Below are 15,933 nucleotides of genomic sequence, written 5' to 3'. Positions count from 1 at the left end.
TTACTCTGCAGTATGAGCGTCGGTAGCGCAGGCAGGTTTGCCGGCTGCGTATTTCAGACTAGGGTCAACCAGCGCATCAAAATGCTTCAGTGCTTCTGAGCCAATCAAAAGCGGGTATTGGAATGCACTTCTGTCAGTCAAGTTCACTTCGATGGTTCGTGACGCAGTACCCATGCACACAGCGAGGCTGATAACCGGGCGCGCCGTATATTTCTTGTCATCGTCAGAATCGTAGTCACTGGCACGGCGCTTAATCTTGCTGACCCGCGCCAATGGTTTTTCAATCGGATGTGTATGGGCGTCATCAATCGCCAGATAGAAGCGCACCCAGCGCTCACCATTACGTCTAAACCGTGTGATATCCCGAGCGCTCAAGGAAGCGGTTTTGGCACCGGTATCGAGTTTTGCGGCCACTTCCAAATCAATATCGGAAAGGGCTGCGTACTCGTTGAGGCCGTACAGGGTCTTATCAGCGGCCAAGCTAACGCAGGGCAGTGCTAAACAGAAGAAAAGAAGAGGTTTGAGTCTCATAAGTCCTGGCAATAAATGACGAACACTTGCAGCAACATTTGCGCAACCTCGCTGGCCTGAGATGCGGTTAAGGCGGGCCGTGGAACCGGTTCCAGTCGGTTAATGCGGGCGGCATTCTAGCATGAAGGTTTTAGCTTTTTCGCTAAGTACCTAAGCAGCAGGTGTTGTAGGAAATTTCTTCGGCAGTAAACGCTATGTTAGACGATTGTCGACAGTATCTTATTATTTGTTGACGTATACAGGCTTATTGGCTAGTTTTAACGCCAGTCGCGACCAAGGTGTTGACAATATGTTGGATGCAGTCGAAACAGCAGGCGCGGTGCAGGACGATTCCGAAACGTTATCCGAGAACGTCTTCCGACGCATCCAGGCGGCTATCGTTAAAGGCGATATCGCGCCGGGCAGCAAAATTTCCGAGCCCGAACTGGCGCGCACCTATGGCATCAGTCGCGGCCCCTTGCGTGAGGCTATCCATCGCTTAGAAGGTCAGCGGCTGTTAGTGCGTACTCCCCACGTGGGTGCTCGGGTGGTTTCCCTGAGCCATGCCGAGCTTATCGAGCTGTACGAGATTCGTGAATCGCTGGAAGGCATGGCGTGCCGCCTTGCCGCTGAACGCATGACCACTGAAGAAATCGATGAGCTGCGCCGGGTGCTCGACACCCATGAGCGTGACGCGGCATTCCAGGCGGGTGTCGGCTACTACCAGCAGGAAGGGGACTTCGACTTTCACTACCGGATCATTCAGGGCAGCGGCAACCAGACCCTGGCCCAGATGCTCTGCGGTGACATGTACCAACTGGTTCGGATGTACCGCATCCAGTTTTCCGCAACGCCCAATCGCCCGCGTCAGGCGTTTGCCGAACACCACCGAATTCTAGATGCCATCGCCGAGCGTGATGGCGAATTGGCCGAACTGCTGATGCGCCGCCATATCGGCGCATCGAAACGTAATATTGAGCGCCATTATCAGGCCGCTCCCCCATCGACCGCCCGAGGTGAAAAATGAGCAATAAAACTACTCCCGGCCAGCGTTTCCGTGATGCCGTTGCCAGTGAACATCCACTGCAAATCGTTGGCGCCATCAATGCTAACCATGCCTTGTTGGCGAAACGCGCTGGTTTCAAAGCTATTTATCTGTCGGGTGGCGGTGTGGCAGCAGGTTCGCTGGGCTTGCCAGACTTGGGCATTACCGGTCTGGACGATGTGCTGACTGACGTGCGTCGCATCACCGATGTTTGCGATCTGCCGCTGTTGGTCGATGTCGATACCGGTTTTGGTTCGTCGGCGTTCAACGTGGCGCGCACGGTTCGGTCAATGATCAAATTCGGCGCTGCGGCTATCCATATCGAAGACCAGGTCGGCGCCAAGCGCTGCGGCCATCGTCCGGGTAAAGAAATCGTTTCACTGCAAGAAATGGTCGACCGCATCAAAGCGGCGGTTGATGCCCGTACCGATGACAGCTTTGTGATCATGGCGCGGACCGATGCACTGGCTGTTGAAGGCTTGGAATCGGCATTGGATCGGGCTGCGGCCTGTATCGAAGCCGGTGCCGACATGGTGTTCCCGGAAGCGATCACCGAGCTGGACATGTACAAACTGTTCGCCGCTCGGGTAAAGGCGCCGATTCTAGCCAACATCACTGAATTTGGCGCGACGCCGCTGTTCACTGTCGACGAATTACGCTCTGCCGATGTTTCGCTGGTTCTGTACCCGCTATCTGCATTCCGCGCCATGAACAAAGCGGCTGAAAACGTTTACGGCGCGATCCGCCGTGATGGCAGCCAAAAGAACGTGGTGGACACCATGCAAACCCGCATGGAGTTGTATGACGCCATCGATTACCACACCTTCGAGCAAAAGCTCGATGCGTTGTTTGCCAACAAAAAGTGATCCTGATGTCGATCCAGGCCTAACCTTGTCTGGACGGCAATTGCCATGCAGTTCGATGGTGCTCCCCAATAATTTCAAGAGTGGAGAAAGCAATGGCTGAAGCAAAAGTATTGAGCGGCGCTGGCCTGCGTGGTCAGGTTGCCGGCCAAACGGCCTTGTCGACGGTGGGCCAGGAAGGCGCTGGGCTGACGTATCGCGGCTATGACGTTCGCGAACTGGCCGCTGAGGCGCGGTTCGAAGAAGTGGCTTATCTGCTGCTCTACGGCGAATTGCCGACCCACACCCAATTGGCTGCTTATATGAATAAGCTGCAAGGTCTGCGTGATTTGCCGCATGCTTTGAAGGAAGTGCTGGAACGCATTCCTGCCGATACCCACCCTATGGACGTGATGCGTACCGGCGCGTCAATGCTCGGCACGCTGGAGCCTGAAGCGAGCTTCGACCAGCAGCTTGACAGCACCGACCGTCTGCTCGCGGCGTTCCCGGCGATCATGTGTTACTGGTACCGTTTCAGCCACGACGGCGTGCGCCTCAATTGCGTGACCGAGGAAGCCTCCATCGGCGGCCACTTTCTGCACCTGCTGCTGGATAAAAAGCCTAGCGAACTGCACTGCAAAGTCATGGATGTGTCACTGATTCTGTACGCCGAACATGAGTTCAATGCCTCAACTTTTACCGCTCGGGTCTGTGCATCGACCCTGTCGGACCTGTATTCCTGCGTGACAGCGGCCATTGGCACCTTGCGCGGTCCGTTGCATGGCGGCGCTAACGAAGCGGCCATGGAAATGATCGAGCGGTTTAGCTCGGCTGAAGATGCGGTCAAAGGCACGCTGACCATGCTGGAACGCAAGGACAAGATCATGGGCTTTGGCCACGCGATCTATAAGGAGTCCGATCCGCGCAATGAGGTGATCAAGGGTTGGTCGAAGAAGCTTGCTGACGAATCCGGCGATACCGTGCTGTATCCGGTCTCCGAAGCCATCGACAAAACCATGTGGGAACAGAAAAAGCTGTTTCCGAATGCCGACTTCTACCATGCCTCGGCTTACCACTTCATGGGCATTCCGACCAAGCTTTTCACGCCAATTTTTGTCTGCTCGCGCCTGACTGGCTGGGCAGCGCACGTTTTTGAACAGCGCGCTAATAACCGCATCATCCGTCCGAGCGCCGAGTACATCGGCGTCGAGCAGCGCAAGTTCGTGCCAATCGAACAACGCTGATCAGGAGTAGGGGGAGTGGACACCGGTTTCACCACTCCCTGATTTTTTGTCCCCCGACCCTTTGAACAGCCCGTGATCGAGTCCCCATTGCCATGAACAGTGAATACCGCAAATCCCTGCCCGGCACCCGCCTGGATTTTTTCGACACGCGTGCTGCGGTTGAGGCCATCAAGCCGGGGTCCTACGACACGCTTCCGTACACCTCTCGCGTGTTTGCCGAGAACCTGGTGCGCCGCTGTGACCCGGCTACGCTGAAGGCATCGCTGGGTCAGTTGATTGATCGCAAGCGTGATCTCGACTTTCCGTGGTTCCCGGCGCGGGTGGTGTGCCACGACATTTTGGGCCAGACCGCGCTGGTCGACCTCGCCGGTTTGCGTGACGCGATTGCTGCCCAAGGTGGAGACCCGTCGTTGGTCAACCCAGTAGTGCCGACGCAGTTGGTGGTTGACCACTCACTGGCGGTCGAACACGGTGGTTTCGAAAAAGACGCTTTTGAAAAGAACCGCCAGATCGAAGATCGTCGCAACGAGGACCGGTTTCACTTCATCAACTGGACCAAAAAAGCGTTCAAGAACATCGACGTGATTCCACCGGGCAACGGCATCCTGCACCAGATCAACCTGGAGCGAATGTCACCGGTGATTCAGGTGCTCAACGGCGTGGCGTTCCCGGACACGCTGGTCGGAACCGATAGTCATACGCCCATGGTTGACGCATTGGGCGTGATCGCCATCGGTGTGGGCGGCCTTGAAGCTGAAAGCGTCATGCTCGGCCGAGCTTCGTGGATGCGCCTGCCGGACATCATTGGTGTGGAACTCAGCGGCAAGCCGCAGGAAGGCATTACTGCTACCGACATTGTTCTGGCGCTGACAGAATTCTTGCGCAGTCAAAAAGTCGTGTCCTCCTACCTGGAGTTCTATGGCATCGGCGCCGCACACCTGACCTTGGGCGACCGTGCAACGATTTCCAACATGACCCCGGAGTTTGGCGCCACGGCGGCCATGTTCTACATCGATAAACAAACCATCGATTACTTGAAACTCACCGGTCGCGATGACGAACAAGTGCGTTTGGTCGAACTATATGCCAAAGAATCCGGGCTTTGGGCTGACAGCTTAAAGAGCGCCGAATACGAGCGCGTGATCTCATTCGACCTTTCTAGCGTGGTGCGTAACATTGCCGGGCCGTCGAATCCACACAGCCGCGTTCCTACTTCCGAACTGGCTGCCCGCGGCATCAGCGGCATCGTCGAAAATGAACCCGGCCTGATGCCGGATGGCGCGGTGATCATTGCCGCGATCACCAGCTGCACCAACACCAACAACCCGCGCAACATGATTGCCGCCGGGCTGCTGGCGCGTAACGCGAACCGCTTGGGCCTGACCCGTAAGCCGTGGGTGAAAACCTCCCTGGCGCCAGGTTCCAAAACCGTAACGTTGTACCTGCAAGAAGGCGGGTTGCTCTCGGAACTGGAACAGCTGGGCTTCGGTGTCGTGGCCTATGCCTGCACCTCGTGCAACGGCATGTCCGGCGCGTTGGACCCGGTCATTCAACAGGAAGTGGTGGAGCGCAAGCTCTACGCCACCGCCGTGTTGTCCGGTAACCGCAACTTCGACGGGCGGATTCACCCTTACGCGCAGCAGGCATTCCTTGCCTCGCCGCCGTTGGTCGTGGCCTATGCCATTGCCGGCACCATCCGTTTTGACATTGAAAAAGATGTACTGGGCATCGACCCACAGGGCAATCCAGTCACCCTGAAAGACATCTGGCCGGCCGACGAAGAAATCGACGCGGTGTTCAAGACCAGCGTCAAGCCTGCGCAGTTCAATCAGGTGTACATCCCTATGTTCGCCATCCAGGAAGACGACGGCATCAAAGTCGGCCCTCTTTATAACTGGCGCCCGCAGAGCACTTACATCCGCCGTCCGCCGTATTGGGAAGGCGCACTGGCCGGCGAGCGCACCCTCACGGGCATGCGCCCACTGGCGGTGTTGCCGGACAACATCACCACTGACCACCTGTCGCCGTCCAACGCCATCATGCTCGACAGCGCGGCGGGTGAGTACCTGGCGAAAATGGGCTTGCCGGAAGTCGACTTCAACTCCTACGCCACCCACCGGGGCGACCATTTGACCGCGCAGCGTGCGACGTTTGCTAACCCTCGCCTGCGCAACGAAATGGCGATCGTCGACGGCAAGCTCAAGGAAGGCTCACTGACGCGCATTGAGCCTGAAGGCCAAGTGACGCGGATGTGGGAAGCCATCGAAACCTACATGGAGCGTAAGCAGCCGCTGATTATCATTGCCGGCGCTGACTACGGTCAGGGCTCGTCCCGGGACTGGGCGGCCAAAGGGGTACGTTTGGCCGGAGTAGAAGCCATCGCCGCAGAAGGTTTCGAGCGTATTCACCGGACCAATCTGGTGGGCATGGGCGTATTGCCGTTGGAGTTCAAACCGGGTGTCAATCGCACCACGTTGGGTATCGACGGCAGCGAGACCTTCGACGTGATCGGCGAACGTATTCCACGCACCACGTTGACCTTGGTGATCAATCGCAAGAATGGCGAGCGAGTCGAGGTGCCCGTCACCTGCCGCCTCGACACTGCCGAAGAAGTATCGATCTACGAAGCGGGCGGCGTGCTGCAACGTTTTGCACAAGACTTCTTAGAATCGGCCACGGCTTAAGCCAACAGGACACCACTTCATGGCTCATGCACCGCAAATCAAGATAGCCGCCACCTACATGCGTGGCGGCACCAGCAAAGGCGTGTTCTTTCGCCTGCAAGACCTACCCGAAGCGGCGCAGTTTCCCGGCGCGGCGCGGGATGCACTGCTGCTGCGGGTAATCGGCAGCCCCGATCCGTATGACAAGCAAATCGACGGCATGGGCGCGGCAACATCGAGCACCAGTAAGACAGTGATCCTGTCGAAAAGCCTCAAAGCGGATCACGATGTCGATTACTTGTTCGGTCAGGTCTCCATCGACAAGCCATTCGTGGACTGGAGCGGCAACTGCGGCAACCTGTCTGCCGCGGTCGGTCCGTTTGCCATCAGCAATGGTCTGGTCGACGCCATCCGTATCCCGCAGAACGGCGTGGCCATTGTGCGCATCTGGCAAGCCAACATCGGCAAGACGATTATTGCCCACGTGCCAATGACTGACGGCGCAGTGCAGGAAACCGGTGACTTCGAACTCGACGGCGTGACCTTTCCCGCCGCCGAGGTGCAGCTCGAATTCATGAACCCGGCAGCTGAGGAAGACGGAGCGGGGGGGGCGATGTTCCCCACCGGCAATCTGATCGACGAACTCGAAGTGCCCGGCGTTGGCACGCTGAAAGTAACGATGATCAATGCCGGCATTCCGACGATTTTCGTTAATGCTCAAGCCATCGGTTACACCGGCACTGAATTGCAGGGCGACATTAACAGCGACCCCAAGGCACTGGCGATGTTCGAAAGCATTCGTGCCCACGGCGCGCTTCGCATGGGGCTGATCCAGCACCTCGACGAAGCCGCCAAACGCCAGCACACGCCCAAGGTCGCGATTGTCGCGGCGCCTGCCGATTACACTGCGTCCAGCGGTAAACCCGTGGCGACCGGTGATGTTGACCTGTTGGTGCGGGCGATGTCCATGGGCAAACTGCACCACGCGATGATGGGCACGGCGGCCGTGGCTATCGGCACGGCGGCGGCGATTTCCGGTACTTTGGTCAACCTCGCTGCGGGTGGCATTAAGCGCAGCGCCGTGCGTTTTGGGCACCCTTCCGGCACTTTGCGCGTCGGCGCCGAAGCCACCCAGGAAAACGGCGAATGGAAAGTCACTAAAGCCATCATGAGCCGTAGTGCTCGGGTGTTGATGGAAGGCACGGTTCGAGTGCCACCGGGGCAAGCTTCAAGCTGCAAGCTATAAGATGACGCGCGGTGCTCTTGCTTGCCGCATGTAGCTTGTCACTTGAACTTTGCTATTTCCAACTAAGCGGAGAACTTGCAATGAGCGCCAACGTTGAACTGAACAACCGTCCTGACTACGACAAGGTCCTGCAGGACATTGCCGACTATGTACTGGATTACAAGATCGATTCCGACGAAGCGCTGAACACCGCGCGCAATTGTTTGATGGACACCTTGGGCTGTGGGTTGTTGGCGCTGCGTTTTCCGGAGTGCACCAAACATCTGGGACCGATCGTTGAAGGCACGGTTGTACCGTATGGCGCCCGTGTGCCGGGCACCAGTTTTCGTCTGGACCCGGTCAAGGCCGCCTGGGACATCGGTTGTATTGTGCGTTGGCTCGATTACAACGACACCTGGCTGGCAGCGGAGTGGGGCCATCCTTCCGATAATCTCGGCGGAATTCTTGCCATTGCTGATCATCTTTCGCAGAAGCGGGTAGCCAACGGCGAGGCGCCGCTGACGATGCGCGCGGTGTTGGAGGCGATGATCATGGCCCATGAGATTCAGGGCGTGATTGCGTTGGAAAACTCCTTTAATCGTGTTGGCCTTGATCACGTGTTGCTGGTGAAAGTGGCCTCAACGGCGGTGACCGCCAAACTGATGGGGGCCAATCGAGAACAACTGTTGGTCGCGCTGTCCCACGCGTTTGTCGACGGTCAGGCGCTACGGACGTATCGACATGCGCCGAACGCCGGCTCGCGTAAATCCTGGGCGGCGGGCGATGCTTCGAGTCGAGGGGTGCGTTTGGCTGACATTGCTATGCGCGGCGAGATGGGCATTCCGGGCGTATTGAGCGCGCCGCAATGGGGTTTTTACGACGTGCTGTTCAGTCACACCAACAAAGACCTGGCGCTTAAGGCCGAGGACAAGCGCCAATTTAGCCTGTCCCAGTCCTACGGCAGCTACGTGATGGAAAACGTGCTGTTCAAAATCAGCTTCCCGGCAGAGTTTCACGCGCAAACCGCGTGTGAAGCGGCAGTGTCCCTGCACCCGCAGGTGAAGAATCGTCTGCATGAGATCGATAAAATCGTTATCACTACCCATGAATCAGCGATTCGAATTATTTCAAAACAGGGCGCCTTGGCCAATGCGGCGGATCGTGACCATTGCATCCAGTACATGACCGCTGTGCCTTTAGTGTTTGGCAACTTGATTGCCGAGCAATATGAGGATGACTTTCATGCGGCTCACCCGATAATCGATGAGTTGCGCGAGAAGATGGTGATCGTCGAAGACCCGCTTTACACCCGTGAATACCTCGAAGCCGACAAACGTTCAATCGCCAACGCGATTCAGGTTTTTTTCACGGATGGCACCAGCACCGAGAAGGTGGTTGTGGAATACCCAATTGGCCACCGTCGCCGTCGGGCGGACGGCATTCCATTGCTGGAAGACAAATTCAAAGCCAACCTGGCGACACGGTTTACCGCTCAGCGCAGCGCTGAAATAGTGGCGCTATGCAAAGACCAGGCGACGTTAGAGGCGACACCGGTGAATAGGTTTGTGGATTTATTTGTTATTTAATCGGTTGCCAACTTGTTGGCTAGGCGTCAGGTCTGACATACCGCGTCGGGCCTTCTCGCCAACACGTTGGCTCCTACCGAGAAAATTATTTGAATCTGCGCTCCACGCCTTTTTCAACGAGGATTTTCGCGGAGATTTCTTCTACCGAAAAATGCGTGGAATTTATATGCGGGATATTTTCACGACGGAACAGGCTTTCTACTTCCCGTACTTCGAACTCGCATTGCGCGTAGCTGGAATAACGGCTGTTGGGTTTACGCTCGTGGCGAATGGCGGTGAGACGATCCGGGTCGATGGTCAGACCGAACAATTTGTTGCGATGTTCCTTGAGCGCAGCGGGTAATTGCAGGCGCTCCATGTCGTCTTCGGTCAGCGGATAGTTGGCGGCACGAATGCCGAATTGCATTGCCATATACAGGCAGGTAGGGGTTTTTCCGCAGCGTGAGACGCCGACCAGGATCAAGTCAGCCTTGTCGTAATAATGAGTACGAGCGCCGTCGTCGTTATCGAGGGCGAAATTCACGGCTTCGATGCGCTCCATATAGTTTGAGTTGTGACCAATGGAGTGGGATTTTCCCACTGAATAGGACGAGTGTGAACTAAGCTCCAGCTCTAACGGGGAAAGGAATGTCGAAAAAATATCGATCATGAAGCCGTTAGATGTCGCCAGTATTTCGCGAATTTCCTGATTGACGATGGTGTCGAAAATGATGGGTCGCAGCTCATCCTTATCGGCGGCGGCGTTGATTTGTTGTACCATTGCGCGCGCCTTTTCGACACTGTCGATATAAGGACGCGTGAACTTGCTGAACGTAATGTTTTCGAATTGAGCCAACAGGCTTTGGCCGAGGGTCTCAGCGGTGATACCTGTGCCGTCGGAGATAAAGAAGGCAGATCGTTTCATTTGCGCCGGGGCCTTAAGCTGATGATGAATGTTAGATATGATAGGCCCGCTGGCGGTCCTTGAGAGCCGGCATTTTCACTCATTTTGCAGGTCCAGGCCACACACGCTCGAGACCGCTCCTGTAGTTTCAGCGCCCTGAGCTTTTCCCAACACAGTTAGTGGAGAGATCACCTTGGTAGAGTACGTAGTTTCCCTCGATAAGCTCGGCGTCCATGATGTAGAGCACGTGGGGGGCAAGAACGCATCCCTCGGCGAGATGATCAGCAACCTCGCGGGCGCCGGCGTTTCGGTTCCCGGTGGCTTCGCCACTACGGCTCAAGCGTATCGTGATTTTCTTGAGTTAAGCGGTTTGAACGATCAGATCCATGCCGCGCTTGATGCGCTTGACGTCGATGACGTCAACGCATTGGCCAGGACCGGTGCGCAAATCCGCGCCTGGATCATGGAAGCCGAGTTTCCCGAGAAGCTCAACGCGGAAATTCGCACGGCTTTCGCTGAATTGTCTGCCGGTAATCCCAACTTGGCCGTAGCTGTGCGATCTTCAGCCACCGCCGAAGACTTGCCGGACGCCTCGTTTGCCGGCCAGCAAGAAACCTTCCTGAATATTCGCGGCGTTGAAAACGTCATCCGTGCGGCCAAGGAAGTATTTGCGTCGTTGTTCAACGACCGTGCCATTTCTTATCGTGTGCACCAAGGCTTCGATCACAAGTTGGTCGCCTTGTCGGCGGGCGTGCAGCGCATGGTCCGGTCTGAAACCGGTACGGCCGGCGTGATGTTCACCCTGGACACCGAATCCGGCTTCCGTGACGTGGTGTTCATCACCGGTGCTTACGGTCTGGGCGAAACCGTTGTCCAGGGAGCGGTTAACCCGGACGAGTTCTACGTTCACAAAAATACCCTCGCAGCCGGTCGCCCAGCCATCTTGCGCCGCAACTTGGGCAGCAAAGCGATCATGATGATTTATGGCGACGAAGCCAAAGCCGGTAAATCGGTGAAGGTTATCGATGTCGCCCCCGCAGATCGCGCACGCTTTTGCTTGAGCGATGCGGAAGTCAGCGAGCTGGCCAAACAAGCGATGATCATCGAAAAGCACTACAAGTGCCCGATGGACATTGAGTGGGCCAAAGACGGTGACGACGGCAAGCTGTACATCGTTCAGGCCCGTCCTGAAACGGTGAAAAGTCGGACCTCGGCCAACGTCATGGAGCGTTACCTTCTTAAGGAAACCGGCACGGTGCTGGTGGAAGGTCGCGCCATTGGCCAGCGCATCGGCGCGGGTAAAGTGCGGATCATCAAAGATGTGTCCGAGATGGACAAGGTTCAGCCGGGCGACGTGCTGGTGTCCGACATGACCGACCCCGATTGGGAACCGGTCATGAAGCGCGCCAGCGCCATTGTCACCAACCGTGGTGGCCGTACTTGCCACGCGGCGATCATCGCTCGCGAGCTGGGTATCCCGGCAGTCGTGGGCTGCGGCAACGCGACTGAATTGTTGAAAGACGGGCAGGGCGTCACTGTTTCTTGTGCAGAAGGCGATACCGGGTACATCTTCGAAGGTGAGCTGGGCTTTGACATCAAGAAAAACTCTGTCGATGCCATGCCTGATCTGCCGTTCAAAATCATGATGAACGTCGGCAATCCTGACCGTGCCTTCGATTTTGCCCAGTTGCCCAATGCCGGTGTCGGCTTGGCGCGACTGGAATTCATCATCAACCGCATGATCGGCGTGCATCCCAAGGCGTTGTTGAATTACGCCGGTTTGCCGCAGGACATCAAAGACAGCGTTGACAAGCGCATCGCTGGCTATGACGATCCGGTAGGTTTCTATGTGGAAAAACTGGTCGAAGGCATCAGCACCTTGGCCGCAGCGTTCACGCCGAAGAAAGTCATCGTGCGTTTGTCGGACTTCAAGTCCAACGAATACGCCAACCTGATCGGCGGCAAGTTGTACGAGCCGGAAGAAGAAAACCCAATGCTGGGTTTCCGTGGCGCATCGCGTTACATCAGCGAAAGTTTCCGCGATTGCTTCGAGCTCGAATGCCGCGCCCTCAAGCGTGTACGCAACGAGATGGGCCTGACCAACGTCGAAATCATGGTGCCGTTCGTGCGGACCTTAGGTGAAGCGAGTCAGGTCATTGACCTGCTGGCCGCTAATGGCCTGACACGCGGTGAAAATGGTCTACGCATCATCATGATGTGCGAATTACCATCCAACGCGATCCTGGCTGAAGAGTTCCTTGAGTTCTTCGACGGCTTCTCGATTGGTTCCAACGACCTGACCCAGCTGACGTTGGGTCTGGACCGCGACTCGGGGATCATCGCGCACCTGTTTGACGAGCGTAACCCCGCAGTGAAAAAGCTGCTGTCGAACGCGATTCAGGCGTGTAACAAGGCCGGCAAATACATCGGCATCTGCGGTCAGGGACCATCCGATCACCCGGATCTGGCTCGTTGGCTGATGGATCAGGGCATTGAAAGCGTATCGTTGAACCCGGATTCGGTATTGGAAACCTGGTTCTTCCTCGCCGAGGCGCAAGCGCCGGTCTGATGTGAAACGCTAAAGCGCTGACCCACTTCGGTGGGTCGGTCATTTTTCAGCAGGGCGGTTTCCTCGAAGCCGCCTTTTTTGTGCAAGAGCAATATGCAAAGCAGCAGCGACCTCTTTCCTGTGGCCTTGATCAGCGCCGAACGTCGTGGCGATCTTATCGAGGATGTTTACCGTTTAAAACCAGCCAATAGCCCGGACATCAGCGTCGAGCTGGCCGTGACCCGTCTCGGCCGAGCCGACAGCACGGACGTGCGAGGCGTGCCGGTCATTTTGTTACATGGCAGTTTTTCCAATAGACGTTTCTGGTATTCGCCCAAGGGCGTCGGCCTGGGGGCGTATTTGGCCCGAACGGGTTTCGACGTCTGGATACCCGAAATGCGCGGTCACGGTCTTTCGTCGCGCAATCAGCGCTACCGACACAATCGTGTGGCGGATTACGCACGCTACGACTTGCCAGCGATCGCGGCTTTTGTGTGCGAGCAAACCGGGCAGGTCCCGCACTGGATCGGCCATTCCCTGGGTGGCACCACGCTCGCCGCTGCGCTGGGTGGTCATTACCTAGGTTCAGAGGACGTGGCCTCGGTGGCATTGTTCGGCAGTCAAATCAGTCGCGTTCATTGGCCGCTGAAAGTGCCGCTGGTGGAATGGGGCGCTCGCTTGATACTTAGCCGTTTTGCGCACATTTCCGGTTCGCGCTTAAAGCGCGGTCCGGAAGATGAGCCTATTGGCCTAGCAGTGGAAAGCATGCGTTGGTTCGGGTTGTTCAAGCATTTCGGCGACAAAGACCGCAACTGGTGGTCGGGCTTGAGCGACGTGCAGGTGCCAGTGCTGGTTGTTGCTGCTGTTGCAGACCAGCAAGATCCAGCCTGGGCCTGTCGCGCACTGTATGAACAATTCGGATCTGCGCAACGGCAGTTCCTCTGCCTCGGTCGCGCCCAGGGTTTTAGCGATGACTTCGGTCATGTTGACATGCTGGTGAGCAAAGGCGCACAAACCCAGGTTTGGCCGTTGGTGGTTAGCTGGTTGCAGGACCAGATTGTCCCGCTAGCCGCTCAGGCACAGCCGCAATCTGCCGCAAGCGAGGTCGGCGTCGGCATTTGAATCGTTTCGCCAGTGCGGAGATGCGGCTAAGCTATGGCGCATTAGGTATTCATTCATTTTCGAATCGCGGCCCTTTTTATGTTTGTGCCACTTGAGCGCCTGATTAATCTAAACGACGGTTACCGGCAAACGTTTAAGGTCGGCGGACGCGACCTGTTGTTATTGGTGGTCGACAACCAGCCGCTACTGCTCGAAGACAGCTGCCCGCATCAAGGCGCGGCGTTGAGAACGGGAACGCTCGTGGGTAGGGTATTGCGGTGCCAGCGCCATGGCATAGAGTTCCTGTTGCCCAGCGGGAAAGCCTTGGGAGCTTTATGCCCGGGCTTGAAAATGTTTGCCCTTAGCTACGACGGCGATCGGATCGGCGTCGATGTTTAATTCGTCATTCCATATCCTATGAAATGGTCGTTCTTTCACTGAAAGGAGTTCACCCATGCATTACATCACCCCTGATCTGTGCGACGCCTATCCGGAACTGGTGCAGGTCGTTGAGCCGATGTTCAGCAATTTTGGCGGTCGTGATTCGTTTGGTGGCCAGATCGTTACCATAAAATGCTTCGAGGACAACTCGTTGGTCAAGGACCAGGTCGAACTCGACGGAAAGGGTAAAGTGTTGGTGGTCGACGGCGGCGGGTCGCTACGTCGGGCGTTGCTGGGTGACATGCTTGCCGAAAAAGCCGCAAAAAACGGCTGGGAAGGTTTGGTCATTTATGGCTGCATCCGCGACGTTGACGTGATTGCGCAAACCGATCTGGGTGTTCAGGCGTTGGCCAGCCACCCGATGAAAACCGACAAACGCGGTATCGGTGATCTGAACGTAGCGGTGACCTTCGCTGGCGTGACCTTCCGACCAGGCGAATACGTGTACGCTGACAACAATGGCGTGATCGTTTCGCCATCTATGCTGAAAATGCCGGAATAACGGGACAACGAATGTTCGACGAAACAAACGCGCAGTGGGGACTGGTACATGCCCTGGTGCTAGATGGTCAGGGTGGAGCGCGTTTCATTGCTCGAACCGAGTTGGAAGGTCTTCAGTTGCAGCCGCACGAAAGTGTGTGGCTGCATTGGGATCGCGGGCACCCGCAGACCCAAAACTGGTTGCGTACTGCCAGCGGTTTGAGTGAGTTCAGTTGTGACTTGTTATTGGAAGAAAATACCCGTCCGCGTCTGGTGCCATTACCTGACGCCGAACTTCTGCTGTTTTTGCGCGGGGTCAATCTGAATCCTGACGCCGAGCCCGAAGACATGGTGTCGGTCCGTATTTTTGCCGCGCCACAGCAGGTTATCTCGCTACGGCTGCGTCAATTGCGCGCCACCGATGAACTAATCGAATGCCTCACTGCTGGTGTTGGCCCTAAAACCGCCTCCGAATTAATTCTCTATCTGGCTCAATACCTCACCGATAAGGTTCAGGCACTCATCGGCGAGTTGTCAGAGCTGGTCGATGTGGAGGAAGAAAAGATAGACGCTGACGAGCGGTATTCAGCTGACCATGGCGATATGTTGCATATCCGTCGTCGCGCTGCGGGGTTGCGCCGGTTTCTAGCGCCGCAACGCGAGGTGTACGCGCAACTGACCCGCAATAAAGTGCCGTGGTTTGTCGTAGATGATGCTAATTACTGGAACGAACTTAACAACAGTTTGACTCGCTACCTTGAAGAGCTTGAACTGACCCGCGAGCGTGTGGGATTGGTCTTGGAAACCGAGGACAGGCGCCTCAGCGAGCGCATGAATCGGGTCATGTACCGGTTCGGTATTATTACCGGAATCTTTCTGCCGATGAGCTTTCTGACAGGGTTGTTGGGCGTGAACGTTGGGGGTGTTCCCGGCTCAACTAATCCTTACGGGTTTCTGATCGCCTGTTCAATTATGGGCGCCGTGGGAATTGGTCAGTACTGGCTATTTCGGCGATTACGCTGGGTGTAAATGTTCGATTTTTTCGCTACCGAATGACCCATTTGTGACTCAAACAAATTCCATTGCGTCATTCAGTGACATTGCGTGAGGTTACCTATGCACGACCCTTTCGAAAAATCACTGCGCGACATGCTCAACGCCTCATCCTCTAACAGGGATGACGATGCTTGCCTGGGCCGCGTTTTGAAAACTGCGAACCGTCAGGTAGGTGCTGGTGATTTATTCAAACTGTTAGGTCGCTGGTCCCAAGCTCTAATGATTGGCGTGAACAATGGTTCACCGCATGTAAGTCCGGTTTCCCGCCGTACCCTTTCTTCTGCTCGCCCTGCTGATAAGGCTGATTGA

14 protein-coding genes are annotated in these 15,933 nt (G+C 56.3%); 12 read left to right on the top strand and 2 right to left on the bottom strand.

Annotated elements, in window-relative coordinates:
* Positions 1-531 (bottom strand): ATP-dependent zinc protease, encoded by a 531-nt coding sequence (locus QN378_RS07270; protein ID WP_322203708.1) that lies wholly within the window; start codon positions 529-531, stop codon positions 1-3.
* 289 nt (positions 532-820) lie between these two features.
* Here QN378_RS07270 and QN378_RS07265 point away from each other — a divergent pair, with 289 nt between their 5' ends.
* From QN378_RS07265 to prpD, 6 genes are all read left to right on the top strand, one after another.
* Positions 821-1,537, top strand: a complete 717-nt coding sequence (locus tag QN378_RS07265) for a GntR family transcriptional regulator (protein WP_322203707.1) — start codon at positions 821-823, stop codon at positions 1,535-1,537.
* Positions 1,534-2,421: a methylisocitrate lyase gene (prpB, locus tag QN378_RS07260; protein WP_322203705.1), complete on the top strand. Its 888-nt coding sequence runs from the start codon at positions 1,534-1,536 to the stop codon at positions 2,419-2,421. The genes QN378_RS07265 and prpB overlap by 4 nt, the downstream gene beginning before the upstream one ends.
* 92 nt (positions 2,422-2,513) lie before the next feature.
* Positions 2,514-3,641, top strand: a complete 1,128-nt coding sequence (gene prpC, locus QN378_RS07255) for a 2-methylcitrate synthase (RefSeq protein WP_323546577.1) — start codon at positions 2,514-2,516, stop codon at positions 3,639-3,641.
* 92 nt (positions 3,642-3,733) lie between these two features.
* Entirely contained in the window at positions 3,734-6,325 is a 2,592-nt protein-coding gene (acnD, locus tag QN378_RS07250) for a Fe/S-dependent 2-methylisocitrate dehydratase AcnD (protein WP_322203701.1), read from the top strand.
* A 19-nt stretch (positions 6,326-6,344) separates the two neighbouring features.
* The gene (gene prpF, locus QN378_RS07245) at positions 6,345-7,550 is read left to right on the top strand and encodes a 2-methylaconitate cis-trans isomerase PrpF (RefSeq protein ID WP_322203699.1); all 1,206 of its coding nucleotides are present in this window, start codon (positions 6,345-6,347) and stop codon (positions 7,548-7,550) included.
* Positions 7,551-7,630: 80 nt separating this feature from the next.
* Positions 7,631-9,115: a 2-methylcitrate dehydratase gene (gene prpD / locus QN378_RS07240; RefSeq protein WP_322203697.1), complete on the top strand. Its 1,485-nt coding sequence runs from the start codon at positions 7,631-7,633 to the stop codon at positions 9,113-9,115.
* Between the two features lie 85 nt (positions 9,116-9,200).
* Here the strand turns inward: prpD and QN378_RS07235 are convergent, their stop codons facing one another.
* A complete protein-coding gene (locus QN378_RS07235) occupies positions 9,201-10,019 on the bottom strand; it encodes a pyruvate, water dikinase regulatory protein (RefSeq protein WP_322203695.1) in 819 nt (272 codons plus the stop codon).
* Between the two features lie 172 nt (positions 10,020-10,191).
* On the opposite strand from QN378_RS07235, the gene ppsA reads away from it, so the two are divergent.
* The 6 genes from ppsA (at position 10,192) to QN378_RS07205 (ending at position 15,933) form a co-directional block, all read left to right on the top strand.
* Complete coding sequence (gene ppsA, locus QN378_RS07230) at positions 10,192-12,567, top strand: phosphoenolpyruvate synthase (RefSeq protein WP_322203693.1); 2,376 nt, start codon at positions 10,192-10,194, stop codon at positions 12,565-12,567.
* A gap of 93 nt (positions 12,568-12,660) precedes the next feature.
* Positions 12,661-13,668, top strand: a complete 1,008-nt coding sequence (locus QN378_RS07225; protein ID WP_322203691.1) for an alpha/beta fold hydrolase — start codon at positions 12,661-12,663, stop codon at positions 13,666-13,668.
* Positions 13,669-13,746: 78 nt separating this feature from the next.
* Positions 13,747-14,046 (top strand): Rieske (2Fe-2S) protein, encoded by a 300-nt coding sequence (locus tag QN378_RS07220; RefSeq protein ID WP_322203689.1) that lies wholly within the window; start codon positions 13,747-13,749, stop codon positions 14,044-14,046.
* Between the two features lie 55 nt (positions 14,047-14,101).
* Positions 14,102-14,590, top strand: coding sequence for a ribonuclease E activity regulator RraA (gene rraA / locus QN378_RS07215; RefSeq protein WP_322203687.1), 489 nt, complete (start codon positions 14,102-14,104; stop codon positions 14,588-14,590).
* Between the two features lie 11 nt (positions 14,591-14,601).
* Positions 14,602-15,597: a zinc transporter ZntB gene (locus QN378_RS07210; protein ID WP_322203685.1), complete on the top strand. Its 996-nt coding sequence runs from the start codon at positions 14,602-14,604 to the stop codon at positions 15,595-15,597.
* 87 nt (positions 15,598-15,684) lie between these two features.
* Positions 15,685-15,933 carry a CrfX protein gene (locus tag QN378_RS07205; RefSeq protein WP_323546583.1) on the top strand — a complete coding sequence of 83 codons (249 nt, stop codon included), beginning with the start codon at positions 15,685-15,687 and terminating at the stop codon, positions 15,931-15,933.

It is taken from the genome of Pseudomonas sp. 10S5, assembly GCF_035019745.1.
GTDB lineage: Bacteria > Pseudomonadota > Gammaproteobacteria > Pseudomonadales > Pseudomonadaceae > Aquipseudomonas.
This window is presented reverse-complemented; position numbering and strand designations above follow the sequence as displayed.